The following is a 24,283-nucleotide window of genomic DNA, read 5'->3' as shown; positions in this document are numbered from 1 at the left end:
TTTAAACTTCATCTTATCTTATTCCAATCTATAAAAGGGGATCCCTTATGTCTATTCATCTCTATCTGCTAGTCCATGTTCAATCTGGCGGCCACCGAGGTCAGGAAATTTTTGACCAGTTAAAAAGTGCTTGTAAAGCGCAAAACATTTCATACACCTATCGCATTTCTGACTATGAAGGTCATACTATTGCCTTAGTCAAAGAAATGGCACTTGAGATAAAGCAGTCAACAAAAGAACAACGATTAGTCGTTATTGGTGGTGACGGAACGCTTAACGAAGCAATCACTGGTCTCCTTACATCCAAACAAGATCTACCTATCGCATATTTTCCAGCTGGTTCCGGCAATGACTTCGCAAGAGAATTAAAGCTTACTAAATCCATCGATAGATTCTTGCAGTTAATCCAAATAGCTCCAACGAAAGAAGTTGAACTTTTAACCTATGAAAGTCACTCCCAACAAATGTCTGGCTATGCCCTTAACTCAATTGGATTTGGCTTTGATGCCTATATTTGTCAGTTGAAAAAAAATTCCAGTCAAAAAAGTCTACTCAGTCGCTTAGGATTAGGCAAACTTACTTACTTAAGCAAACTAGCCAAGGCTTTCAAATCACATTCTGCTTTTTCTGCACATTTGCTTGATGACTCAGGTCAATCCTACCACTTCCAACAAATTCTTTTCATTGATATTCTGAATCATTCTTATTTTGGTGGTGGCATTCGTATTGACCCACTTTCTAAAAGTAATGACCACCAAGTTGCTTTTCTAGCCGCCCATCATGTTAAGGCTCGTGATATTTTTAGAATTGCGCCAAAGATTCTTTTCACAGGCAGCCACTATAAAGAAGTCAACCATATTAGTAGACAAGCTGCCAAATCGTTCTCCATCACATTAGACCAACCAGCATATATGCAAACTGATGGAGAAGTCTATCCGCCAAAGGCTTACGACCTGTCCATCAGTTTAATTACTTATCCAATTTGGGATACTAGTGATACCATGTCATCTTAGACAGACATAAAGTCATAGGGACTTAGGTCTTCCATCCCAATCATAGGGTCAACCATACGCATCATGACCATGTTTTCTGTTAAATAACTTGGTAGTTGCTTGTCTTGTTTATCCTCTGATTTGTTGACGTCTGGTTGATTTTCTAGCTCTATAGAGTTTTCTATAGGGCTATTTTTTTCTGATATTTTTGGCTGTCTAGTGTCTGCTTGATTAGGACTTGTACTTAGTGATTCCATTTCAAGTCCAAGGTCATTCTCTTCCTCCGCCATTATAAATTCTTTTAACAATGTTTGACGCACATCTGACACCTGACTGACTGCTTGGCTAAAGGCTTGGTATTGTCCACAAAGAATCAAGGTCTCTTTGGCACGAGTCACAGCGGTGTAGACGAGGTTTCTACGTAACATGCGTGAATAAGCTTGTAGCATAGGCAGGATGACTAAACGGAACTCACTTCCCTGCGCTTTATGGATAGAACAACAATAGGCCAAAGTCAGCTGCTGCCAATCATTTCTAGCATACTCCACTTCAGTTTGGTCAAAAGCAACAAATAGTTTATCAGTCTTATCTTCATTTTCATTGGCAAATTGAATAGCAACAATCTCACCCATATCACCGTTAAATACATTCTGTTCGGCTTGATTAACTAATTGCAAAACCTTGTCCCCAACACGGAAGATACGGTCAAAATGCTCGACTTGGCGTTGCCCTGGTCTAACGAGCGGGTTTAGTAGATTCTGTACCAATGTATTAATGGCATCAATCCCCGCTTCCCCTTTATACATGGGGGCTAAGACTTGAATGTCACGCTTGCTGTAGCCACTTGCGACAGCTTTCTTGATGACCTGTTCAACCACTGACAAAATCTGTTGTGGCATGCTAGGAATGAAAGACCTGTCACTTGTTCTCTGTCTAAAATCATCAGGTAAGCGTCCATCTTTCATTTGATGGGCTAAAGAGATAATAGTAGAGCTAGCTTCTTGACGATAAATTTCGGTTAATTCAACTTGCGGAATTTCACCTGAAGCTAATAAGTCGCTGAGAACTTGTCCTGGTCCAACTGAAGGCAATTGATTTTTATCACCGACAAAAAGAATTTGCATGTTTGTAGGAACAGCTTTTAAAAGGCGATTCATCAACCAAGTATCGACCATGGACATTTCATCTATAATGAGTAAATCACCCTCTAGCTCATGAAACTCATCTAGATCCATTTCATCTTCTTCACCAGTCATGCCTAGCAAGCGGTGAATGGTTGAAGCTGGCATACTGGTTGTTTCACTCATTCGTTTTGCTGCCCGACCTGTTGGTGCTGCCAATAAAATAGGTAGTGGTTCCTGCAAGCGCAATTTCTTATTCAAATCAATGTGATTGAGCTGACAAAAGACTGAGACAATACCATTGATAACTGTCGTCTTACCAGTACCAGGCCCACCAGTTAGAATAAAGATTGGAGATTGAATAGCTTGTATGATAGATTGCACTTGGCTATCCCCATAGTGAATGCCATTTTCTTTTTCAACACTTTTGATGGCTCTTTTTATTTTTTCTTCTGAATATACTTGTTCTGATTGCTCTGCTTTTAATCGTTCTAAAGAAGACGCTATCCCTATCTCAGAATAAAAGAAAGGAAATAAAGCTAGCCTGTCCTTATCTACAATCACTTTCCCCTCACGAACGAGCTCCATGATGGCTTCTTCAATTTGTTCTAACTCGATGATATAGCTTCTTGATTGTTCTAGAATAGTTTGCGTATGCATCAAGAGGTCATTCTTATAAAGATAGGTATGCCCATATTGAAAGCAAATTTCTCGTAATACATAATAAACCGCACCTTTAAGACGTACCATCGAATCGGCGCTAATATTCATCTGTTCGGCTAGGGCATCGATTCTTTTGAAGCCAATCCCTTTAACCGAGTACATGAATAGATAGGGATCTTCATTTAATATATCTAGGGTTTGTCCCTTAAAGGTATTGATGATTTTTTGCGCTAATTGAAAAGAAAAGCCGTAGTTGATTAGTGTTAGCCTAGTTTTTTCACTTCCCTGATTTTGGATAATGGTTTCTCGCATCATATTCTGCTTTCGTTTGTTTAAGCCTGGTATGCCATTCAAAGCATTTTCATCTTCGATAATACGATCGATAGCCTCTATACCTAGGAGGTCAACGATTCTTTCGGCTGTTTTTTTACCGATACCGGGAAATCGCTCGCTTGAAAAATAAGAAATCAAACCAGTCTTGCCAGTTGGCTGAGCTTGCTGATAGGAACTAGCTGAGAATTGTTGCCCGTACTTTGGATGAGACACTAATTGACCAAGAAAACGATAAGATACATCTTCATGAAGTTGACCAAATGTGCCTGTTACGACAATGACATTCTTTTCAAGTGTTAGGTTGCTTTCCTCAACATCAATCAAGCAAACTTTGTAGAAATTAGTCGGATTTTCATAAAAGAATGTTTTTATCTGACCCACAATAAAGTTTTCTGACTCCATAGCTGCTCCTTTCCTAGTGATTTGATATCAGTTCACATATTACTATACTCTTTACTAGCCTTAAAAATCAATCAAAAGAACAAAGCTCTAAACAAAAATTCCATTTTAATGACTTAATAAAAAAAGTCTCAAAAAATAGCATCTATTGCTAAATCATAACAGAGTTCCAGAGAACTATATCCGGAATAACGATGGCTCCGCCGAAAGGCTTGGTCTCTCAACTTAACTGTCTACGTATCTGTTTTGGGCTAGGCAAAAGTCCAGACCGCTATACAAACAAAAGAGTTTTGCGAAAATCTTATCAGAAATAACGGTGTAAAGCATAGCTGGCGTACAGTGGATGTTTGGCGCTTTAGCCGATTACAGCCACGTAGACAGCTAAGCCAGTGAGACCTTGGCTCACGGCGGTGCCACCGTTCTCATTTCTGATAAGATTTTCGCAAAACTCTTTTGTGCTTTAAAGATAAATAAGCATGCCTTTTCAAGTTCTAAAACAAACAACTGACCCAAGTAAATCTACTTGAGCCAGTCACTTAAAGCTTATACATATTGTCTTTCTTGCCTATTTGCATAGGCTTTGTCAATAATTCCGCCGCCTAAACATTCTTGTCCTTGATAGAAGACCACTGCTTGACCTGGTGTAATGGCACGCACTGGTTGGTCAAAAACAACTTCTGCTTTTGTTGGGTCTTGTGAATCCAAGGTCACCGTGACACCAATATCTTCTTGTCTGTAACGGAATTTGGCTGTACAGGTGAAATTTGATTTGATATGTTGGTCACTTGTAAAATGAACGCTACTTGCGCTTAAGGAATCTGAGTATAGGTTTTCATGATGGAAACCTTGCCCCACATAAAGAGTGTTGGTCGACAAATCTTTGCCAATCACAAACCACGGTTCATTGCTTTCACCGCCACCACCAATTCCTAATCCTTGGCGTTGCCCAATAGTATAGTACATTAGACCAGCATGTTGTCCTTTAACCTGACCATCAAGGGTCACCATATCTCCAGCTTGGGCTGGTAGATAGTTAGAAAGAAATTGATTAAAATCTCTTTCGCCAATAAAACAAACTCCTGTCGAATCTTTTTTCTTTGCCGTTGCCAAATTAGCTTCTTCTGCAATTCTACGGACGTCTTTTTTATCCAAGTGTCCAATTGGAAAGAGTGCTTTTTGTAATTGGGCTTGAGAGAGTTGGCTTAAAAAATAAGTTTGGTCTTTATTGCTATCTTTTCCTCGTAATAAATGGCTCACACCATCTTCATCTCTGACAACTTGTGCATAGTGCCCCATTGCAACATAGTCAGCCCCGATATTTTCAGCATATTCCAAAAAAGCTTGAAACTTAATTTCTTTATTGCACATGACATCTGGATTGGGTGTTCTTCCTAGTCGGTATTCTGACAAGAAATATTCAAAAACTTTATCCCAATATTCTTTTTCAAAATTTACTGAGTAATAAGGAATTCCAATTTGTTCTGCCACAGCAACAACATCTTTGTAATCTTCTGTTGCTGTACAAACACCATTTTCATCCGTATCATCCCAATTCTTCATGAAGATACCAATCACGTCATAGCCGGCTTGTTTGAGTAAAAGTGCTGTAACAGAAGAGTCTACTCCTCCGCTCATGCCGACAACCACACGAATCTTGCTATTATCTTGCATTTTTTCACCATCATTTCAGTTCGTATTCTGACTCTAAACGATTTGAAGGTCGCTGATTCAGTCTATCTTATTATAATGGCAGACTAAAAAAAAACAAGTCTAACGCTTTCTTTTGCCAATTCTTAAGCTTCCTTAAGATTATTTTGTAAACATAACCTTTGACAGGCTCACTTTTTTCGGATATAATCTGTTTGAATAAAATATGAAGGAGTGAAACCAATGATTATTACATTACGCGCTGCACGAGTAAACAGAGACATGACCTTATTAGAAGCTTCAAAATATCTAAAAATCAATAAAGATACCTTGACAAAATACGAACGTGACTCAAGTGACATCCCATATTCTCTTAGCAAACGTATGCAAGAACTATATGAAGTTCCAGCAGAGAACCTATTCTTTGGAAAAGTATCTGCCTTCACAGCACAATTTAAACCATTGCCTGAAGTATAATTTTAGAACAAATTAAGACATTTATCTATGAAGTTGACGATGAGTAATTTTCATCGTCAACTTTTTTTACTTAAAACATAACTTGTTAAACAAAGGAATGGGGCTGGTCAAAAAGTCCATAATGACTAATATTTATTTAAATCACAAAAAAGTTTTGCGGAAATCTTATCAGAAATGAGAACGGTGGCACCGCCGTGAGCCAAGGTCTCACTGGCTTAGCTGTCTACGTGGCTGTAATCGGCTAAAGCCGAAACATCCACTGTACGCCAGCTATGCTTTACACCGTTATTTCTGATAAGATTTCCGCAAAACTCGTTTGTTTGTATAGTATCCTAGACTTTTTGCCCAGCCCCATTCAAAACTTTTACTCAGTAAAATACCCCAACAAGTTAGAACTAAAGACCAACTTTTTGGGGTGCTATACTTTTACTACTTTATTTATTAGTCTTATTCCACTTCTTCTAATACGCCACGTTCAACTAGACCAGCCATTAGAAAGTCTAACTTTTCGATAGCCATCTCTGTATTATTTTTTGCGTAAAGATTAATGGATTGTAGTCCATTTTTGGTAGTGGTTGAAATTTTTAATTGCTTCAAATCTTTGCTGACCGTTAACTTTAATTTCAAGCCTCTTTTGTCCTCAATATTCGCATCTAAATTACGAATTAATTGAAAATTTCCAGATTTCGTTTCTTCAAAGCCATTATCGATTAAGGTATATCGTCTAACCGTGGAAGCTACCTTGTATGTTTTTGGAGCTCCTGATAATTTTGCTGTCTCTGTAAATGCCATGGTCTTTCTCCTATCTTGTTTTGTTATAGTATCATCATATCATAGTCTTGAAAGAGACAATAGACTTTTTTCTACTTGTATCTTTTATCGTTGTAATTTCTCTGCAAGTGGTTTAAGGGCTTGTATCAGGCGAAGAATATCCTCTTCTTGACTTTGATATCCAAAAGAAATACGGATGGACTCAGAAACTCTTGGAGAGTCAGAACCATAAAGGGCTGTTAAGATTGGACTAGGCTCCAAACTGCCTGCAGAACAAGCAGAACCTGCTGAGATGGCAATTCCAGCCAAATCACAGACAATAACTACTTGACTGGATGGGATATGTTTTAGCCAAATATTCACTACATGGTGACTATTAGTGGATGAGTAGCCATTGACTTCAAAATCAATCCCTTCTTGATGTAAGGAGTCAAAAAGTAATTCCATTAATAATTTATTTTTTGCTATCCTTTCGTCTTGAAACTCCTCTATGATGTCAACCGCCTTCGCTAATCCAAGAATATAAGGAACATTTTCCGTACCCGCTCTTAGACCATTTTCCTGAGATCCACCATGAATGAGTGGCAGTAATTTACTGGTTTTCCGTTTATAAAGAAAGCCAATTCCTTTTGGAGCATTGATTTTGTGGCCAGAAACTGATAGGAAATCCACCCCTAACTCATCAACATCAATACCCTCTTGACCAAAAGCTTGCACCGCATCCGTATGAAGTGGAATCTGGTATTCTTTCAAAAGAGCGGCAATATCTTTTATTGGTTGTTGGCTACCAATTTCGTTGTTCACCATCATGATAGATACTAGTCGCGTTTCTTTGGTTATGGCAGCTTCTAAGTCTTTTAATGAAATCATGCCTTCTTGATTTACAGGCAAATAGGTCACTGTAAAGCCAAGTGTTTCTGCCCATTGCATGGTTTTTCGTACTGATGGATGTTCAATCTGACTAGTAATAAGATGCCCTTTTTCTTTATGGTAAGTGGATAATATTGATTGAATCGCTAAATTATTAGCTTCCGACCCTGATGCTGTAAAAATGATTTCTTCTGGTACTGCGTTGATATAGTCGGCAATTCTTTTTTTAGCGCCTAGAATAGCTTGTTTTTGCTGTCTGCCGATTGCATACAAACTTGATGGATTGCCATAATCTTGCAAGGCAGAAGCAATAGTTGTTTGGACTAAGAGATGTACTGGTGTTGTTGCAGCATGATCTAAATAAATCACAATGTCCTCCTTATTTAATCGTTATTTTTTAATCTCTGGGAATAGTTTTTCTAAAACATCCATGGTCAAACGCCTTCCCTCACCTTCTTGCGGATAGACCTGCATCATCATTGCTGGGTTGAAATTCGCTTCAATAATGGCATAGTCTTGTACTTGTTCTATATCAGTTGCTTTGCTTAAATCAGGTATTAATAAATCAATTCCTGAAATGCTTGCCTGGAGAGCTTGAACGGCTTGTCCAGCAATAGCTTTGTAAGAAGGGTGCATTTGCTTGGTAACATCAATCGAATCGCCCCCAGTTGAAATGTTAGAATTTTCTCTTAAATAAACTGTCTGGCCTTTGTCTGGGATGCTTTGCGCACCATAACCTTCTTGTTTAAGGTTCAATAGCTCAATCTCACCCAAAACAATCTTAGTTAAGGGATACTGATGCCCCAGCCCACGATATGGATGTTTATTTTTTTCTATTACTAATTCTTCAATAGTATGTTTGCCATCACCAATAACATTGGCAGGTTTACGAAGCAGAACGGCTTTCGTTTGCCCTTCGATAACAAAAAAACGGTATTCCGTTCCCGCAACAAACTCTTCTATTAAAACACGATCATCTTCCAAGAACGCTAGTCTAACCGCTTCTTCAAAATCAGCCAGCTCAGGCACTACTTTAAAAATAGTAATTCCTAAACCATAGTTGGTTGATTTGGGTTTGATGACTAATGGTTGTCCTGCGTAAGTTTGCCAATATAATCTGGCTTCTTCTTGATTCTTAATTTCTTGTCCATTAGGTACATGAAAGCCTGCTTCTTTTAAGATTTTTTTAGTAACTACTTTATTTTCCATGGCTAACATGGAACTGACTGAGTCTTTGGAAGTCATATTGCCATTTTTTACAAATTCACGTCTGCCCGCATAATCCAATTGTAGAAACTGATCCGATTCATCTAACAGGCCTACCTTAATTCCTTTTTGAATAGCGTCAAAGAATAGAATTTGCGTAGATAATTCCAGATTGGTAAAGCCCTTTAAAGCAAACTCTTCTTTCATAGCCAATGCTTGATATTTTTTTGCTAATCTAAGTCCAAGGACAGCATAACTTGATCTATTTATCTCTTCAAGCATTTTATAAACAATTGTTTTCTTTGGGTCTAATAATTCTTGTCTTTTTTCTTCTATCAATTCCAACCAATTTTCTTCATATGGTGATTTTAATTGCTTTACCATATTGGTCATTTGATCTAGAAAACCTAGAGCATCATTAAGATAACCTAAGTCTTTCAGAGACTGGTCTGGTGAAGACAAGGCGATTTTTTCTTTCTTTGCTTTCCCAATGATTACTTGATCTTGTGATAAGTCCTCTGAAGTCCATAAGAGATTCAAAACGAAAAGGTGCACGAATTCCAAGTCTTTTTCAAGAATACCATATGGGACATAAGGGTTTAAGTCAAAGCCTCTAAATTCCAAATAACCGATTCCTTCCTCTAACAATTTTCGTGCCGATTCTTGGCCACGAAATCTTACGGATGAATAGAGCTCTTTTTCTAATAATAAAATCCCTTTGGAGACCATCTCTTCAAGGCTTTCCACAAACTTAGGCAGACTTTCTAAAGAAATTTCTACCTCTTTATGATTGACATAGCCTTTTTGACTGTTTCGAATACTCCTTACTGGCTTCTCAAAATTATTACCACTGGCTTCAAATGGTGTTGCTGCAAAAAGATAGGTTAAAATCCATTCATAGGTTAAAAATGATTTAGCTAGATTGAAATAGATTTGATTGTTGACTTCTTTTGGGTCTTGCTTGATTGAAGTGGCTAGGTGCTCAATTACGGTTGAATTGATTTGGAAGTTGTAATGGATACCACTCATTAATTGCTTTGTCTTGCCGTATTTCTGGGCTAGATAGTTGCGGTAGTCTACTTCTTTTTGATCCTCTAGTTGGGCGATTTCAATATCCTCTTGGGCTGGCAGATTGGTATGAATAGAAAGCGGCCATAGATACTCATCTTTCTTTAGACTACGCAAAACGACCTCATGAATAGCCGTTAACCAACGAAAGGCTTCATGTGTCGAAGGCATAGGTGGCGTGATGAGTTCTAGTTGCGATTCCGCAAAGTCGGTCTGGATGTAGGGGTGACTCGTTCTACTTCCAAATAGACTCGGATGCTTAGAACTAGCAACTTGTCCATCCGTTTGAACTCTAAGTCCCTCTTTTTCAATACCGAATGTATTGTGATAGAAGAGAGCTTCAATATCTTGTTGTTTAATGTAGTCTCGAAGTTGCATTGGATTCACTACTTTCTATAAGTTTCTTGGTGGTGAGGTTCTGGTGAAGATATGGGTTAAATTGTTAAATGCTTTTTTATTGCTTTGGCCATCTCAAGGCTTCCGTAAAAATTTCCTAAAATCCTGTCATAGCTGGGCAGTCGCCCTCACGCTCTGTTTTTAAACGCGCTCGCTTAGGTATACCCTCGGAAATTAGATAAATTCCCTACAGCTTCTGCGAAGCTTTCGTGGAATTTCCTAAATTTCTGTCAGGTATTAACACCCAAGCTCACGCTCTCTCTTTAAACGCGTTCGGAGTAACAGGGCTTATGAAATTAGATGAATTCTCTACAGCATCTCTGATGCTTTCGTAGAATTCCCTAAATTTCTACAGCCCTAAGCGCTACTCCTCACTCTCTCTCTATTATATTCTATATTTTTTTGTTTGCCTTGTAATTTGCTTTTATTTTACTCTTGTCTTTTATAGGGTATACTAGTTAGTGAAAGTGTGGTGTTCTTTATGAGTCAACCTTTAGCGTATCGTATGCGTCCTACTAATCTAGATCAAGTTGTGGGACAAAATCATTTGGTAGGCCCTAATCAGATTATTCGACGGATGGTCGAAGCCAATAAGTTGAGTTCCATGATTCTCTATGGCCCTCCTGGTATTGGAAAAACTAGTATAGCCAGTGCTATTGCCGGTTCTACTAAGTATGCCTTTCGTATCCTTAACGCAGCAACTGATAGCAAAAAATCCTTACAAATTGTGGCTGAAGAAGCCAAGATGAGCGGCACCGTTATCCTGCTCTTAGATGAAATTCATCGTCTGGACAAACCAAAACAAGATTTCTTACTCCCACACCTTGAAAGTGGTCGAATAGTCTTGATTGGTGCAACCACAGAGAATCCATACATGAGTATCAGCCCCGCCATAAGGTCAAGATGCCAAATTTTTGAACTCTATCCTTTAACAGATGACGAAATTGCACTGACTTTAGAACGTGCCTTAACTGATTCAGATAATGGATTGGGGTCTTATCAAACTAAGCTAGCTCCTGAAGCATTGCAGCATTTCTCCAGAACGTCAAATGGCGATGTCAGAAGCTCCCTTAATGCTTTGGAATTGGCTGTCTTATCCACAAAACCTGATCAAGATGGTCTTATCACCATTACTTTAGAAATTGCAGAACAATCCCTGCAACGCAAGGCCTTGACCCACGATAAAGATGGTGATGCCCATTACGATGTGATTTCAGCATTTCAAAAATCTATCCGTGGCAGTGATGTAGACGCTGCACTTCATTATGCGGCAAGGCTCATTGAGGCTGGCGAATTGGTCATTCTCTGTCGTAGGCTCATGGTCATTGCCTATGAAGACATCGGCTTAGGAAACCCCGCAGCCGCCTCTCGCGTCGTCTCTGCTGTACAAGCCGCAGAAAAACTTGGCTTGCCAGAAGCACGTATCCCCCTTGCCAATGCCATCATCGACCTAGCCCTATCACCTAAATCCAATACAGCTATTAAAGCCATTGACGCTGCCTTAGCAGATGTACGATTAGGAAAATCCGGCTCTGTTCCACTCCATTTAAAAGACAACCACTATCAAGGTGCAGAAAAATTAGGACGTGGGATAGACTACAAGTACCCTCACAACTACCCAAACCACTGGGTCAAACAAGATTACCTACCGAGCAACTTAAAAAATGCCCGTTATTTCGAGGCAGACCCTACCGGAAAATATGAAGAAGCCTTGCAGCAACAATACAAAAAATACCATTAAATGCTAATAGAAATAAACAAAAATCTTCCATTGACCTATCAAAATAGTTTAACGAATGCTTATAATCTTATGCACTTCTTAATAGATTAATCCTTGTAAGTGGTTGCATTAATCGTTTTTCTATGCTAATATATGACTATAGAAATCTGAGGTGTGCGCGGTATTCGATATGTGTTGACCGAACAAATAATTACTTTTAACGGGATCCACATTGATGCTGCAGATAACAAGCCATTTCACATGGAAGTTAGCAAGCAACTCATAGGAGCCCACCTGCTTTTGATGCGGGTTCAAAACTTAGGAATACAAAAACGGCACCATCGGAGATCTACTAATAAAGTTTTAAACTTTTACCATCCATTCATTTGGATGGTTTTTCTGTGTTCTGATTGGTTACGATTTCATTTCTCGTGAAATTGTTGTACAATAAGTATATAGAAATCAAAGGAGTGATAACTATGTACCATGAATACAGTCGCATTTTAGTCCCAGTGGATGGTTCTGATGAAGCAAGATTAGCCTACAACAAGGCAGTCGAAGTGGCAAAACGTCATAAAGCTAGAATTTTTTTAGCACACATTATTGACACCCGTTCTCTACAAACACCAACTGGTTTTGAAGGTGATTTTACAGACGAAATCCAAAAACAAACTGAAGCCTTATTCAATGATTACATTGCTTATGCCAACGAAAATGAGTTTTTCAATATTGAAACGATTATCGAGTATGGTTCTCCGAAGATGTTTATCTCCAAAGAGCTTCCTCATTTGCACAACATTGATTTAATTATGATTGGAGCGACAGGATTAAATGCTGTTGAGCGACTCTTTATTGGATCAGTTTCTGAGTATGTTATTAGAAATGCTTCTTGTGATGTGATGGTTGTTCGTACCGACCTCAGCAATGAATTACCTGCTAAAGATTAATAAACCTTTCAAAAAAAGCCCTAGCAGCTCATCACTTGAGCTACTAGGGCTTTTTATTTTATTCTTATTTACGAAGTCTTTCGATATCCCTTGCGATTTCAACTTCTTCGTTGGTAGGAATGTTATAGACTTTTACTTTAGCAGCATCTGTAGAAATAATGGCTTCTTTTCCACGGATGTTGTTGCGCTCGTCATCAATGTCACAACCAAACCAAGTTAGTCCTTCAATAACAGCTTTACGAATTTCTTTTGAGTTTTCACCAATACCTGCAGTGAAGACGATAGCATCTACTCCATTCATAACAGCTACATATTGACCAATATATTTTTGAATACGGTCAACGAAGATTTCAACCGCAACTTTTGCGTCTTCGTTTGTTTCTGCAGCAGCCATCACATCACGCATATCACTGGAAACTCCTGAAAGACCTAGCAAACCAGATTTTTTGTTTAAGATATCCACAAACTCATTCACATCAGTAATGTTTAATTTATTCATCAAGAAGGCTACTAATGAAGCGTCAATATCACCTGAACGAGTTCCCATTGTAATCCCTGCTAGTGGAGTGAAGCCCATTGATGTATCAACTGATTTACCGCCATCAACGGCAGTAATGGAAGCACCATTTCCTAAATGACATGTGATAATTTTTAAATCTTCAATTGGTTTGCCCATCAAGATTGCTGCACGTTCAGATACGTAACGGTGACTTGTTCCGTGAGCACCATATTTACGAGCTTTAAATTTGTGGTAATAGTCCATTGGAATGCTGTATAAATAAGCTTTTTTAGGCATTGTTGTATGGAAAGAAGTATCGAAAACTGCCACACTAGTAATATCTGGCAATAAATGCTTAAAGGCTCTCATACCAACTGCTTCAGCTTTGTTATGCAATGGTGCAAACTCAGCTAATTCTTCTACTTGTTCAATCACTTTATCATCAACTAGGGCTGAATCTTTAAATAATTCTCCCCCAGCTACGACACGATGACCCACACCAGTAATTTCGTTAAAGTCTTTTATAATCTCTAACTCTACAAGTTTTGCTAGCAATTTTTCAACCGCAACTTCATGGTTTGGAATGTCTTCAACCACTTCAAATTTTTGGTCGTCTCCATATGAGATTGAAAAAATAGAATCATTGATTCCAATACGTTCTACCAATCCTTTAGCAACAACTTCTTCTTGTGGCATATTAAATAATTGAAATTTTAAACTAGAACTACCTGCATTTATAGCAATAGACTTTGACATTCTCTTCTCTCCTATTCTATTAGTAAATCTTGTACAATGTACCGCTAACATTATACCATTTCTTTAGACCACTTTTCGAATGTTTCAGTGAATTTTGTGGTTTTTTTGATGTTTTTTAAATCGGGAATCTCACCTAATAAGACTTGTGAAACCTGTTTAGCACCATTGCCCTTCTTTTGCACAATTAAAATGGACTTAGCCATATTTTGAGATTGGAAAAGATTGCTCGGTAACCCTAACATGGCTTGGATAAAGCTTTCTTTTTGCAAATAATCTAATAAGGCTGGAGCTTGTGGGCTATCAAAAAGATTACTTGGAACGACAAAAATAGCAATTCCACCTTCTTTTAGATAGTTGATATGTTGCTCAATCAGTAGATGGTGGGCATACGCATCATCATCTATGCTATTGGTTTGAAATCTTTCAGCATTAGATTTTACTGGATAATAACCAATTGGTAGGTCACTGACCACTAAATCCAAAGGTTTAACCAATAATTCAGTCAAGGAATCTTGTAAGACTAGGCTAACTTCTAAGTTTTCTAAATACATAGCTTGTGTAGCCAAGTGCAACAGGACCTCATCATTATCAATCCCCACACCTGCCACATTTTTATGAGATTGCTTCAAAAACAGTAAAATAGTGCTCAATAAATTTCCAGAACCAACCGCAAAGTCTCCAATAAAAATCTGTTGACCTTTTTTGGTTAAATGGTCTGCCATAAACGCTACTAATAAGGCTACCGCATCTGGTGTCATCTGATGATTGGCCTGCAAGCCATCTTCTTTGGCAGCTTTCAAGAAGGTATATTGTACTAATCTTCTAATGTCATCACCTGACATATCTTTTATCTGTAAGTCTTGATACAATTTATCCAATTTGTTGATGGTTTCCAATGAAGGTTGTCCATCAACTTGTTGGGCTTCTTGATTATTCAATAGATTTTGTAGATTTTCTCCTAAAGATTCAACATACGAATAGCCGATTTCTTCTTGTAGGATCTGAACGGCTTTCCACAGTTGCTCAAAGCCTTTAAATACTAGAGACGTTTCACTCAATCCACTCACCTCACTAAGATTTTAATCAAAAATATGCAAAAACAAACCCCTAGAAATCAATCATCTCTAGGGGTATTAAGTCATTATTTTGCTACTGGGTATACAGATACTTGCTTCTTGTCACGGCCTTTGCGTTCGAAACGAACAACGCCATCAACTTTAGCAAACAAAGTATCATCTCCACCGATTCCAACGTTTTGTCCTGGATGGATTTTTGTTCCACGTTGACGGTATAAGATTGATCCACCTGAAACTAATTGTCCATCAGCACGTTTAGCGCCAAGACGTTTAGATTCTGAATCACGTCCGTTTGAAGTAGAACCGCCCCCTTTTTTGTGGGCAAATAATTGTAAGTTCAATTTTAACATGGTGTGCACCTCCTTGGATGTTTATGCAAATGAAATTGAAAGATAAGAAGCATATTGTTCTTGGATATCTTCCAATCCATACAGTAAATTTTGTAATAAGATGTGGGTAATATATTCTTGCTCACTAGTGAGATTGGTTAATGTTTCAAAATAAAGATAGCCTCCATTTTGTTCATCAACTTCTACGATAGGTTGATAACTAGCTAGGCGTTCAATGCTGTTAACAGTCGTCAATACTAAGGCAGACACAGCTGCACATACGATATCGGATCCGTGCTCTGCATAATTGGCATGTCCAGTCATCTCGAGTGACACTACCCTAAAATCATTATCCCTTACAGTTACAGTAATCATAGCGATTAAGCGTTGATAGCTTCGATGACAACTTTTGTGTAAGGTTGACGGTGACCTTGTTTACGATGAGAATCTTTACGACGTTTGTATTTGAATGTCACAACTTTCTTTTGACGGCCTTGTTTTTCAACAGTTCCTTCAACAGTTGCTCCTGTTACGAATGGCGCTCCAACTTTCACTGAATCTCCACCTACAAATACTACTTCGTCAAAAGTTACTTTGTCACCAGCTTCTGCATTAATTTTTTCAACGTAGATTGCTTGTCCAACTTCAACTTTAACTTGTTTTCCACCTGTTTTAACAATTGCGTACATATTGCACCTCCTATTATATTAGACTCAGACTCGCCAGCTTAAAGTGCCCTAAGGTCTTATAACTCTAAGCCGTGCGGTTGTAGCTGTGGTGCTTCACAATTACAACAGTCATATAGTACCAAAAACGAACCTACTAAGTCAAGTAGTTTATTTATTACCTGCTTAAAGACTTTAAACAAAATCACTAGAATAGACCATACGATGGCTGAATTTCTCAGCGAATGGGTTGTCGTGCGTTACGATTAGAATCCCCGTTCCTTCCTTAGCTAGCGTTTTTATTAGCTGGCCAATCTCATTGGTAGTCTCTAAATCTAGTGCTGAAGTTGGTTCGTCAAAGCATAAAATGTCTGGGTTAAGCATCATGGCTCTAGCAATCGCCACCCTTTGTCTTTGACCACCGGATAAGGTTGATGGCATAACCCCTTCTTTATCTGCTATCCCAAGTTTTTCTAATAGTTGTCTAGCTTTTTGAACGATGACCTCTTTCTTATCTAACTTTTGTGCCAAAGGGGCTTCACATAGGTTTTCTAGAATGGTTAAATTTGGGAATAATTGATAATCTTGGAAGACCATACCAATTTTATTTTGGTAAAGTCGTTGTTCTTTTCTATCAGAGTATAGACCATCTTTACAAAGAAAAGTCTGACCAATTTGAATACTTCCTTGATTGGTTTTTTCCAAATTATTAATCAATCTCATAAAGGTTGTTTTACCTGTCCCAGAGCGGCCTAAAAGGGCTACAATTTCGCCAGCTTTAATGGTCATAGAAAAGTCTCTAATCACTAAGAGTTCATCATAACTTTTTGAGATAGAAGTTACTTGTAATAATACCTGGTTCATTAATAGACCACCTTCTTTTCTGTCCAATTAAGGATTAGTGTTACAATAGCGGTTAAGGACAGATAGAGGATGCCCACTGCTACAAAAGGGATTAGTGAGGCTTTGGCATTAGCAGCAATCTGACCAGCTCTTAGGAGCTCTCCAATGCCTAAGACATAGACTAAGGAGGTGTCCTTAACCAAAGAGATGACCTCATTACCAACTGATGGCAATACTGTTTTTAAAACTTGAGGAATGATAATTCGACGAAATCCACGAAGTTTACCAATCCCTAAAACGGCAATCGATTCAAACTGACCTTGTGGAATTGACATAATCCCACCACGAAAAATTTCGGCATAATAGGCGGCATAGTTTAAAATAAAGGCTAGTATAGCTGCTGTAAAACGATCTAAAACAATCCCTACAGTTGGTAAGCCAAAGAAGATAAACATCAATTGGAGTAACAAGGGGCTGCCTCTCATAATATAAATATAAACTTGAATGATTGCTCCAATCCATTTGCCGGCGAAAACTCTTGCACAGGCAATCAAGAAACCTAATGGAATACTTACAATGGATACAATCAAGAAGATGCTTAAGGTCGTTTGCAACCCAGACAATAAAGATCTCCATATTTCTGCGATAATGGTCATGTGCTCACCTCTTTGTTTTTTCTATCACTTTTGCCTTGTTTTAGTTATTCGAGAACCATTTGGAATGAATTTTATCATAAGTTCCATCTGCTTTAATCTCTTCAAGGGCTTTGTCAATCTTGGCTTTAAGGTCTGTGTCAGCCTTTCTAAGACCGATACCATACTCTTCTTGCCCAAAGTTTTCTTTTAGAACACGTAGCGATGTGACAGACTTTTGTTGCATGTAATAACGGCCTAAGGTTTCATCGACCACAATCGCATCAGCACGCCCAGCTTCCAAATCATTAAACACATCATTGTAACTTGCATAAGAGATAACTTCTCCATTTTTAAAACTGGATACTTTGCCACTGGCTTCCAAAGCTTCATAAGAGCTGGAAGCCGTTTGAGTTGCCACAATTTTATCAGATAGGTCTGCTATATTTTGAATGGGACTATTTTCATTGACGACAACAATTTGAGCATTGGACATGTAAGGAGCAGAGAATAAGACTTTTTCCTTACGAGCATCGGTTATGGTATAACCATTCCATATCAAATCAATATTTCCTGAACTCAATTCCGTTTCTTTCAAGGCCCAATCAATGGGTTGGTAGGTAAAGGTTAGTCCAGTTCTATTTCCAATTTCTTTAGACAAATCAATATCAAATCCAACAATTTCACCATTGTCATCACGAAAACCCATCGGTGCAAACGTATCATCTAATCCTACTATAAGATTGGTTTTTTCAGTTGATTTAACGCCAGAATTTTCTCCTTCTTTACTACTATTCCCACAAGCTGCGAGAGCTAGACTTGTTAACCCTACCATTAAGATACCTGCTATTTGTTTTGCTTTCATCTTTCTCACTCCATTCCATTTTATAAAGATACTTTTTAAACCAAAAAATTAAAACAAAAAAATCCTTTTCCAATCTATTGCTAGATTAGAAAAGGACGTTAATGACGTGGTTCCACCTTTTTTCGTATTCCTCTCGCAAGAAATACCTCTGTAAGAATAGTTTCCCTATTCTTTATACGCTAACGGATATTCCCGTAACTATCTACAAATGGATACATCCTATAAGGAGTAGACTCTTCAATAGTTATGCTTAGAGCTGTGATTCATCCTTGATGGTAGTTGCTTGCAGCACCGCAACCTCTCTTTAACCAGAGCAAGTCTTACTGGGTCTCTTCAACGCAGAGTATAAAATTAATATATGGTTAGAATACCATAAAATTTTTAAAAAGCAAGGCTTTTTTGATAATTATTTTCTTAAAAGAGAATGCCTAGACCGTCTTGGTTCTTCACTAATCCATGACGCAAGAGACTTCAAAGGAATATAGCTAATATAATAGAGCACTATATTTAATACTAAGGTTGGATTTAAACGGCGAACAAGGAAGGTTTGCCAATCCATGTGTGCCTTACCCAAAAACATATAGAAGATGAAGACAGCCGCTTCAACAAAAGTGATAAAAACAATAATGGAAAGTCCCATAGTAAAGGCATTGATACGAATATTATTTTTAAATCGTCTAATAATCGACACGATACAAGGGAAAATACATAAATAAATACCCAAAATACCTGAGAAATAACTATCATACATCAAACCGATGATAATAGAAACCCACCACAAGGATGGCATGTTGACCAAAAAACTAATCAAGACTAACCCAATTACGGTCAGCCGTGGTACTAAAATATAGCCCGGTTCGATTAGCCAAACCGAGAATACACTAGCAAATACCCCATCCAATAACATTAGAAAGAACAAAAGAATAGGTACCCAAAAATAACGTTTAGCATGGAACATAGTCTATTCCCCGCCTTCACTGGTACGTTTTACAACAGTTACATAGCGAATATCATTTGTGTCAGCAGCTGGTGTAATTTTCACTTCTTTGTATAGGCCATAACGGTCCATGGTTACTTCTTGAACGGTACCGATATATAGAGAACTTGGTGAAACACCACCCAAACCAGATGTGACAACCTTGTCCCCAATTTTTATATCAACAGAAGCTTTAATCTGACTCATAATTAATTGATTTGTTTTAAGGTCATAACCAGTTATGGTCCCATAAACTGGTTCAGATTCACTTTGAATCATTGAAGCTACACGAATCAAGCTAGTATCTGAATTTGACAATAGCGCAACTCGAGCACTAGTCGCATTAACATCTAGGACTTTACCAACTAGTCCATTATCACTCATAACGGACATATTGGCTTCAATTCCTTGATTGCTTCCTTTATTGATTGTGATCAGATCCAACCAAGAATCAGGGTTGCGGGCAATGACAGTAGCATTAATTAACTCTTTTTCATTCAAGGTATCTTGAAGAGCAAGGGCTTCTTTCATTTTTTCATTATCTTTTTTTAAATCATTTAGCGTTGTTTCTAATTCATAAATAGTTGCGATTTTTTGTTTTAGTTGTTGATTTTCTGTATAGGTATTAGAAATATCATCAATGGCTTCTACAAAGTTTCGGAGACTATTAGCTGGATACGCAATAACTCTTCCCACAATAGATGTGACATCATTTATTCCTTGCGTAATAAAAGAGCTACGCATATTGATAGAAATAACAATTAGAGAAACGATTGCAATCACGCTTAATAGTAATCCGATTAATTTTTTATTTGAAAAAAATGGATTCACTTGATCAAGTCCTCTCTCGTATTTTTGTGCGCTTTGGCATTATTTTTTCATTAAATGTGGATTGGCTAAAATCATTCCGGTTCCAATAGCAACACAATCGAGAGGAGCATTCGCAACAAATACAGGTACTTGAGTTTGCTCAGCAATAACATCTGTTAAATTCCTAAGCATGGCTCCGCCACCAGTTAAAACAATTCCATGGTCAATGATATCTGCAGAAATTTCTGGTGGTGTTTGTTCTAAGACTTCCTTAACCGTTTGTAGAATCTGTCCAATAATCTCGCTCATAGCTTCCGCAACTTCTACTGCTGAAACCTCTATTGTTCTAGGCAGACCTGAAACCATGTCACGTCCTCTAATTTGCATGGTACCATAGGATTCTGCGTGTTTAATAGAAGCAGTACCTAGCTCAATTTTAATCTCTTCAGCGGTACGATCCCCAATCAATAGATTGTGTTTTTTGCGCACGAATTGAATAATAGCATCATTGAGCTCATCGCCACCAATACGAATCGATTGGCTGTTAACAATGCCACCTAGAGAAATAGTCGCAACATCTGTTGTTCCACCACCAATATCAACAATCATACTACCAGTCGGATCTTGTACAGGCAGACCGGCTCCTACCGCTGCAGCAAATGGTTCCTCAACAACATAGGCTTCCTTAGCACCAGCTATTTTAGTTGCATCTAATACAGCTCTTTTTTCAACATCGGTAATGCCACTAGGTACGCAAATCATAACAACTGGCTTAAAGAATGCTTTACCGATTAAGGCTTGAATATGGTATCTCAGCATGGCAGTTGTCGTATTATAATCTGCAATCACACCATCTTTCATTGGTCTCATTGCAACAATATTTTCAGGCGTTCTTCCAATCATGTCAAATGCTGCTTGTCCCACAGCGATAATTTCTTCAGTGTTTAAGTTTTTGGCTACAACAGAAGGCTCTCTAGTTACAATACCCTGTCCTTCAAGATATACAATAGTATTCGCCGTTCCTAAATCAATACCAATATTTTGTCCTTTAAATAATAATGAAGTCACTCATATTCCTCCTCAATAATTCTTCAACAGATTGTCTGTAAGAATTCCTATCTAGTATAACAAAATTTGGCATGTCTCGCTCGCTTTTTATTGCATTTTAAAAAGTTTTTTTAAATTTGTTACGTAAACCGTTTTATTTCTGAGATTTGACTTGTGTTTGTAATAAATAGATGAAAATTCTCTTCGCTTACGTAATAACAGACTTTCCCTAGAAATATATCAGGGCTGGAGAAAAGTCCAAATGGTAACCAAATAAAAGAGCTCCCCATAAATCTATCCGTACAGAACGGTGTAATGCATAGCTGACGCACAGTGGATGTTGGCTTGTGCCGATTTACAGCCACGTAGACAGCTAAGCCGGTGAGACCTTGGCTCACGGCGGTGCCACCGTTCTCATTTCGGATAGATTTCTGGGGGACTCTTTTATGATTTAGAAAATTTTTTATTTTATTGCAGAATTTTTGCCCAGTTATATCTGACTTGTTAGAAAGGTTTTGGTAAACAAAAAGTCGTTAGTAAGATGACCTCTTACTAACGACTTTCTAATATGCTTATACGTTTCAGGAGGGATTCGAACCCCCGACCGTTCGCTTAGAAGGCGAATGCTCTATCCTGCTGAGCTACTGAAACATCAGAACACTGACAATTATACCCCATCTTCTATCCCTGTGTCAAAGGAATTTTGAAAAATCAAAAAGAAGTTCCCCACTTCTAGGTCCCTCCTTTTCGATCAACACTTACTTATCAAAAATAATACGATGAGAATCACTATTTTCAATCATTTCAAGTGGGTAGTTAGTCCGATAGATACTACTTTCAGGAAATTGTTCTAAAAAGATGACAAAATTTCTTGGATAGATGCTGACCATCTTGGTAAACACATGGTCCTGGTCAATAATAATCGTTTTAACTTCCGAAATATCCTCTACCCATGGCGTTTCTACGTTAAAATACTCACCTGGTACAACTCGATATTCATATTTTAATAAGGTAATCATCTCATCTAACATAAGTTCCACTCTCCTTATTTGCTCACTTAGTCACACTACTATTATACCTAATCTAAACAAGCTTTAACAAGTAGAAAAAGAAATTTTTATTTAATCGCTAATATAACCCAACTCTCTCAAAGACTGAAACCCATTTGAGCCTACAATAAAATGATCTAGAAAGTCTATCCCCATCATGTGACTGCACTCACACATTCTTTTGGTAAAATTTATATCAGCTTCTGAAGGTTCCAGATTGCCACTTGGATGGTTGTGCCCAATAATAATTTTAGCTGCAGAAAACCTGACAGCCTCACGAAATATTTCTCTTGGATGTGCGATACTTGAGTTTAGTCCACCTCGATAAATGGTTTTCTTCTTAATAATTTCATTTTTAGTATTTAAAAATAAAGCAAGTAAATGTTCTTGGTACTCATCTTTTAACTCTTTTTGAATAATCTTTCCAGCAACTTGGGATGACGATAATGTTCCCATCTTAACTTGATTGGATTCAGAGACTCTTATGCCCAATTCAATCATAGCCTTAATTTCAATGGCTTTGGTTCGTCCTATGCCATGAATCTTTGTCAGTTCATCCAAACTAGCCATCTTTAGAGAGTAGAGATCCTCAAAGGTATTAAGAACTAAAAGGGATAATTGTAAAACATTCAGTTCTTTTGAACCAGTTCGCAGTAGTATCGCCAATAATTCATGAGTTGATAAGGCTTTTTCACCATAGTGTTCTAACCTTTCACGTGGCATGGCCGATAAGGGTACTTCCATCAAAATATTTTTTTCTCGCATTAAAAATTCCACCTTTCATTGTCTCTACATATAGATACGCAAAAAAGGTGGAATTTATTTTATTTTAGTAAAAAAGTTCGAATTTCAGATATAAAATATAGAGAACCTGTAATGACTAACCATGAATTGTCTGGTACAGCTAACCACTGATTAATCCATTCCTGAAAGTTGTCAACAAATGATACTCGGTGCATCACCAGCAATTCCTCGATATCCTTCTTGTCTAGCGATCCATGTCCAGAAAAGGTCGTTAAGACTAGTTCTGTATGGGGAAGCTTCTTTTCTAACAGTTCCAACATTTGATGATAATCTTTTCTCTTTAAGGCACCAAACAAGATTGTCCCTTTATTTGCTTGAAAATCATTCATATCTTGGATAACACGCACTAAGGCTTCCACTGCTGGAACATTATGAGCTCCATCTAGATAGACGACTTTATTTTTTTGAATTAATTCCATCCGACCTGGCCAAGAAGTATTTGCAATTGCTTCTTTTATCTTATCAAGATCAACTTGTCGCTTAATTTTGTTCATAAATATTAAGAAAGCTTCAATTGCCAAACTAGCATTGACTTGTTGATGTGAACCAATTAAACCTGATTGGAGTTTTTCAATTTTATACAAAGGTAAATTCTTTGATGTAAAATTAAAATACTTAGCATGTTCTAAATCTCTAACAATACTAAAATCCCTGTCAACCATTCTCAAGTCAACTTGGTAAGCTTGGGACACACGCTCCACAACCAATCTTGCTTGGTCAGGCAAGGGCCCACAAACAGCAACGGTTCCTTTCTTGAAAATACCTGACTTTTGAATAGCAATTTCTTCAATGGTTGAGCCTAAGAGTGCTTGATGATCCAAGCCAATTGACGTGATAACACTAATCCATGAGGGGACAATATTGGTTGAATCCATCAAACCACCAATGCCCACCTCAATCAAGGCCAGTTCTACTTTTCTCTCAGAAAAATACCGCAACATAATCAAGGTCATTATCTCAAAGTACGATAAATTTTCCATATCGCTAGGTAAACTTCTTTCAGCTTTTTGAATTATATGGGCAATCCGATCAAAATCACCATCCGAAATGTCCATTTGATTCACACGAATTCGGTCATTTATACGTTCCAAATGCGGCGAAACAAAAATACCTACCTGAATACCATGAGACATAGCTAAAGATTGCAAAAATGCTGTGGTTGAGCCCTTGCCATTGGTCCCCGTCAAATGGATGATGGGGTAATCTAAATGAGGATTATCCAAAAGTTGTAATACCAACTCCATCCGTTGCAACCCATGCTTTCGTTTTCCATCTTGACGGGTCTGTAACCATTCATCTATTTGTGTACTAATCATGAGGTA

At 37.9% G+C, this 24,283-nt stretch carries 23 protein-coding genes, 1 tRNA gene, 1 other RNA gene and 2 other annotated features; of the genes, 5 read left to right on the top strand and 20 right to left on the bottom strand.

Features of this window, described 5'->3' with window-relative positions; translation table 11 throughout:
- The first annotated feature begins 47 nt into the window (after positions 1-47).
- The gene (locus NPA36_RS08675; protein WP_256945734.1) at positions 48-1,013 is read left to right on the top strand and encodes a diacylglycerol/lipid kinase family protein; all 966 of its coding nucleotides are present in this window, start codon (positions 48-50) and stop codon (positions 1,011-1,013) included.
- Here NPA36_RS08675 and recD2 read toward each other — a convergent pair.
- Complete coding sequence (gene recD2 / locus NPA36_RS08670; protein ID WP_256945733.1) at positions 1,010-3,511, bottom strand: SF1B family DNA helicase RecD2; 2,502 nt, start codon at positions 3,509-3,511, stop codon at positions 1,010-1,012. The two genes, NPA36_RS08675 and recD2, sit on opposite strands and share 4 nt — an antisense overlap.
- A 540-nt stretch (positions 3,512-4,051) precedes the next feature.
- Positions 4,052-5,179: a tRNA 2-thiouridine(34) synthase MnmA gene (gene mnmA / locus NPA36_RS08665; protein WP_256945732.1), complete on the bottom strand. Its 1,128-nt coding sequence runs from the start codon at positions 5,177-5,179 to the stop codon at positions 4,052-4,054.
- Between the two features lie 219 nt (positions 5,180-5,398).
- Here mnmA and NPA36_RS08660 point away from each other — a divergent pair, with 219 nt between their 5' ends.
- Positions 5,399-5,632, top strand: a complete 234-nt coding sequence (locus NPA36_RS08660) for a helix-turn-helix domain-containing protein (protein ID WP_256945731.1) — start codon at positions 5,399-5,401, stop codon at positions 5,630-5,632.
- A 447-nt stretch (positions 5,633-6,079) separates the two neighbouring features.
- Here the strand turns inward: NPA36_RS08660 and NPA36_RS08655 are convergent, their stop codons facing one another.
- The 3 genes from NPA36_RS08655 to gshAB all read right to left on the bottom strand — a co-directional run bounded on the left by NPA36_RS08655 (position 6,080) and on the right by gshAB (position 9,925).
- Positions 6,080-6,424, bottom strand: a complete 345-nt coding sequence (locus NPA36_RS08655; protein ID WP_256945730.1) for a DUF1831 domain-containing protein — start codon at positions 6,422-6,424, stop codon at positions 6,080-6,082.
- An 84-nt stretch (positions 6,425-6,508) separates the two neighbouring features.
- Complete coding sequence (locus NPA36_RS08650; protein WP_256945729.1) at positions 6,509-7,642, bottom strand: cysteine desulfurase family protein; 1,134 nt, start codon at positions 7,640-7,642, stop codon at positions 6,509-6,511.
- Positions 7,643-7,663: 21 nt separating this feature from the next.
- Complete coding sequence (gene gshAB, locus NPA36_RS08645; protein WP_256945728.1) at positions 7,664-9,925, bottom strand: bifunctional glutamate--cysteine ligase GshA/glutathione synthetase GshB; 2,262 nt, start codon at positions 9,923-9,925, stop codon at positions 7,664-7,666.
- A 499-nt stretch (positions 9,926-10,424) separates the two neighbouring features.
- On the opposite strand from gshAB, the gene NPA36_RS08640 reads away from it, so the two are divergent.
- The 3 genes from NPA36_RS08640 (at position 10,425) to NPA36_RS08630 (ending at position 12,610) form a co-directional block, all read left to right on the top strand.
- A complete protein-coding gene (locus NPA36_RS08640) occupies positions 10,425-11,684 on the top strand; it encodes a replication-associated recombination protein A (RefSeq protein ID WP_256945727.1) in 1,260 nt (419 codons plus the stop codon).
- Positions 11,685-11,824: 140 nt separating this feature from the next.
- Positions 11,825-12,015, top strand: a non-coding RNA gene (ssrS, locus tag NPA36_RS08635) — 6S RNA.
- Between the two features lie 127 nt (positions 12,016-12,142).
- Positions 12,143-12,610, top strand: a complete 468-nt coding sequence (locus NPA36_RS08630; protein ID WP_256945726.1) for a universal stress protein — start codon at positions 12,143-12,145, stop codon at positions 12,608-12,610.
- A gap of 64 nt (positions 12,611-12,674) precedes the next feature.
- On the opposite strand, the gene NPA36_RS08625 is transcribed toward NPA36_RS08630, so the two are convergent.
- From NPA36_RS08625 to NPA36_RS08555, 15 genes are all read right to left on the bottom strand, one after another.
- Positions 12,675-13,865 (bottom strand): acetate/propionate family kinase, encoded by a 1,191-nt coding sequence (locus NPA36_RS08625; protein ID WP_256945725.1) that lies wholly within the window; start codon positions 13,863-13,865, stop codon positions 12,675-12,677.
- 50 nt (positions 13,866-13,915) lie between these two features.
- Entirely contained in the window at positions 13,916-14,932 is a 1,017-nt protein-coding gene (locus NPA36_RS08620; protein ID WP_407932810.1) for a class I SAM-dependent methyltransferase, read from the bottom strand.
- 74 nt (positions 14,933-15,006) lie between these two features.
- Positions 15,007-15,291 carry a 50S ribosomal protein L27 gene (rpmA, locus tag NPA36_RS08615; protein ID WP_256945723.1) on the bottom strand — a complete coding sequence of 95 codons (285 nt, stop codon included), beginning with the start codon at positions 15,289-15,291 and terminating at the stop codon, positions 15,007-15,009.
- A 21-nt stretch (positions 15,292-15,312) separates the two neighbouring features.
- Positions 15,313-15,645 (bottom strand): ribosomal-processing cysteine protease Prp, encoded by a 333-nt coding sequence (locus tag NPA36_RS08610; RefSeq protein WP_256945722.1) that lies wholly within the window; start codon positions 15,643-15,645, stop codon positions 15,313-15,315.
- A 5-nt stretch (positions 15,646-15,650) separates the two neighbouring features.
- Positions 15,651-15,959, bottom strand: coding sequence for a 50S ribosomal protein L21 (gene rplU, locus NPA36_RS08605; protein WP_256945721.1), 309 nt, complete (start codon positions 15,957-15,959; stop codon positions 15,651-15,653).
- 16 nt (positions 15,960-15,975) lie between these two features.
- Positions 15,976-16,048: a sequence feature (ribosomal protein L21 leader region), on the bottom strand.
- A gap of 82 nt (positions 16,049-16,130) precedes the next feature.
- A complete protein-coding gene (locus NPA36_RS08600; RefSeq protein ID WP_256945720.1) occupies positions 16,131-16,799 on the bottom strand; it encodes an amino acid ABC transporter ATP-binding protein in 669 nt (222 codons plus the stop codon).
- Positions 16,799-17,434 carry an amino acid ABC transporter permease gene (locus tag NPA36_RS08595; protein ID WP_256945719.1) on the bottom strand — a complete coding sequence of 212 codons (636 nt, stop codon included), beginning with the start codon at positions 17,432-17,434 and terminating at the stop codon, positions 16,799-16,801. The genes NPA36_RS08600 and NPA36_RS08595 overlap by 1 nt, the downstream gene beginning before the upstream one ends.
- A 40-nt stretch (positions 17,435-17,474) precedes the next feature.
- On the bottom strand, positions 17,475-18,275 hold the full coding sequence (locus NPA36_RS08590) for an amino acid ABC transporter substrate-binding protein (protein ID WP_256945718.1): 801 nt from the start codon (positions 18,273-18,275) through the stop codon (positions 17,475-17,477).
- An 88-nt stretch (positions 18,276-18,363) separates the two neighbouring features.
- Positions 18,364-18,621, bottom strand: a binding site (T-box leader).
- A 60-nt stretch (positions 18,622-18,681) separates the two neighbouring features.
- On the bottom strand, positions 18,682-19,233 hold the full coding sequence (gene mreD / locus NPA36_RS08585) for a rod shape-determining protein MreD (protein ID WP_256945717.1): 552 nt from the start codon (positions 19,231-19,233) through the stop codon (positions 18,682-18,684).
- Positions 19,234-19,236: 3 nt separating this feature from the next.
- Entirely contained in the window at positions 19,237-20,082 is an 846-nt protein-coding gene (mreC, locus tag NPA36_RS08580; RefSeq protein WP_256945716.1) for a rod shape-determining protein MreC, read from the bottom strand.
- 39 nt (positions 20,083-20,121) lie between these two features.
- The gene (locus tag NPA36_RS08575; protein WP_256945715.1) at positions 20,122-21,129 is read right to left on the bottom strand and encodes a rod shape-determining protein; all 1,008 of its coding nucleotides are present in this window, start codon (positions 21,127-21,129) and stop codon (positions 20,122-20,124) included.
- Positions 21,130-21,685: 556 nt separating this feature from the next.
- Positions 21,686-21,759: transfer RNA gene (locus NPA36_RS08570), tRNA-Arg, on the bottom strand.
- Positions 21,760-21,866: 107 nt separating this feature from the next.
- Positions 21,867-22,139, bottom strand: coding sequence for a hypothetical protein (locus tag NPA36_RS08565; protein ID WP_256945714.1), 273 nt, complete (start codon positions 22,137-22,139; stop codon positions 21,867-21,869).
- Between the two features lie 90 nt (positions 22,140-22,229).
- Positions 22,230-22,922 (bottom strand): RadC family protein, encoded by a 693-nt coding sequence (gene radC / locus NPA36_RS08560; RefSeq protein WP_256945713.1) that lies wholly within the window; start codon positions 22,920-22,922, stop codon positions 22,230-22,232.
- Positions 22,923-22,981: 59 nt separating this feature from the next.
- On the bottom strand, positions 22,982-24,277 hold the full coding sequence (locus tag NPA36_RS08555) for a bifunctional folylpolyglutamate synthase/dihydrofolate synthase (RefSeq protein WP_256945712.1): 1,296 nt from the start codon (positions 24,275-24,277) through the stop codon (positions 22,982-22,984).
- Between the last annotated feature and the right edge of the window lie 6 nt (positions 24,278-24,283).

Origin of the sequence: Granulicatella seriolae (assembly GCF_024543085.1) — a bacterium.
GTDB classification, from domain to species: Bacteria; Bacillota; Bacilli; order Lactobacillales; family Aerococcaceae; genus Granulicatella; species Granulicatella seriolae.
The sequence above is the reverse complement of the archived record's forward strand: the minus strand, read 5'-3'. Positions and strand labels throughout refer to the sequence as shown.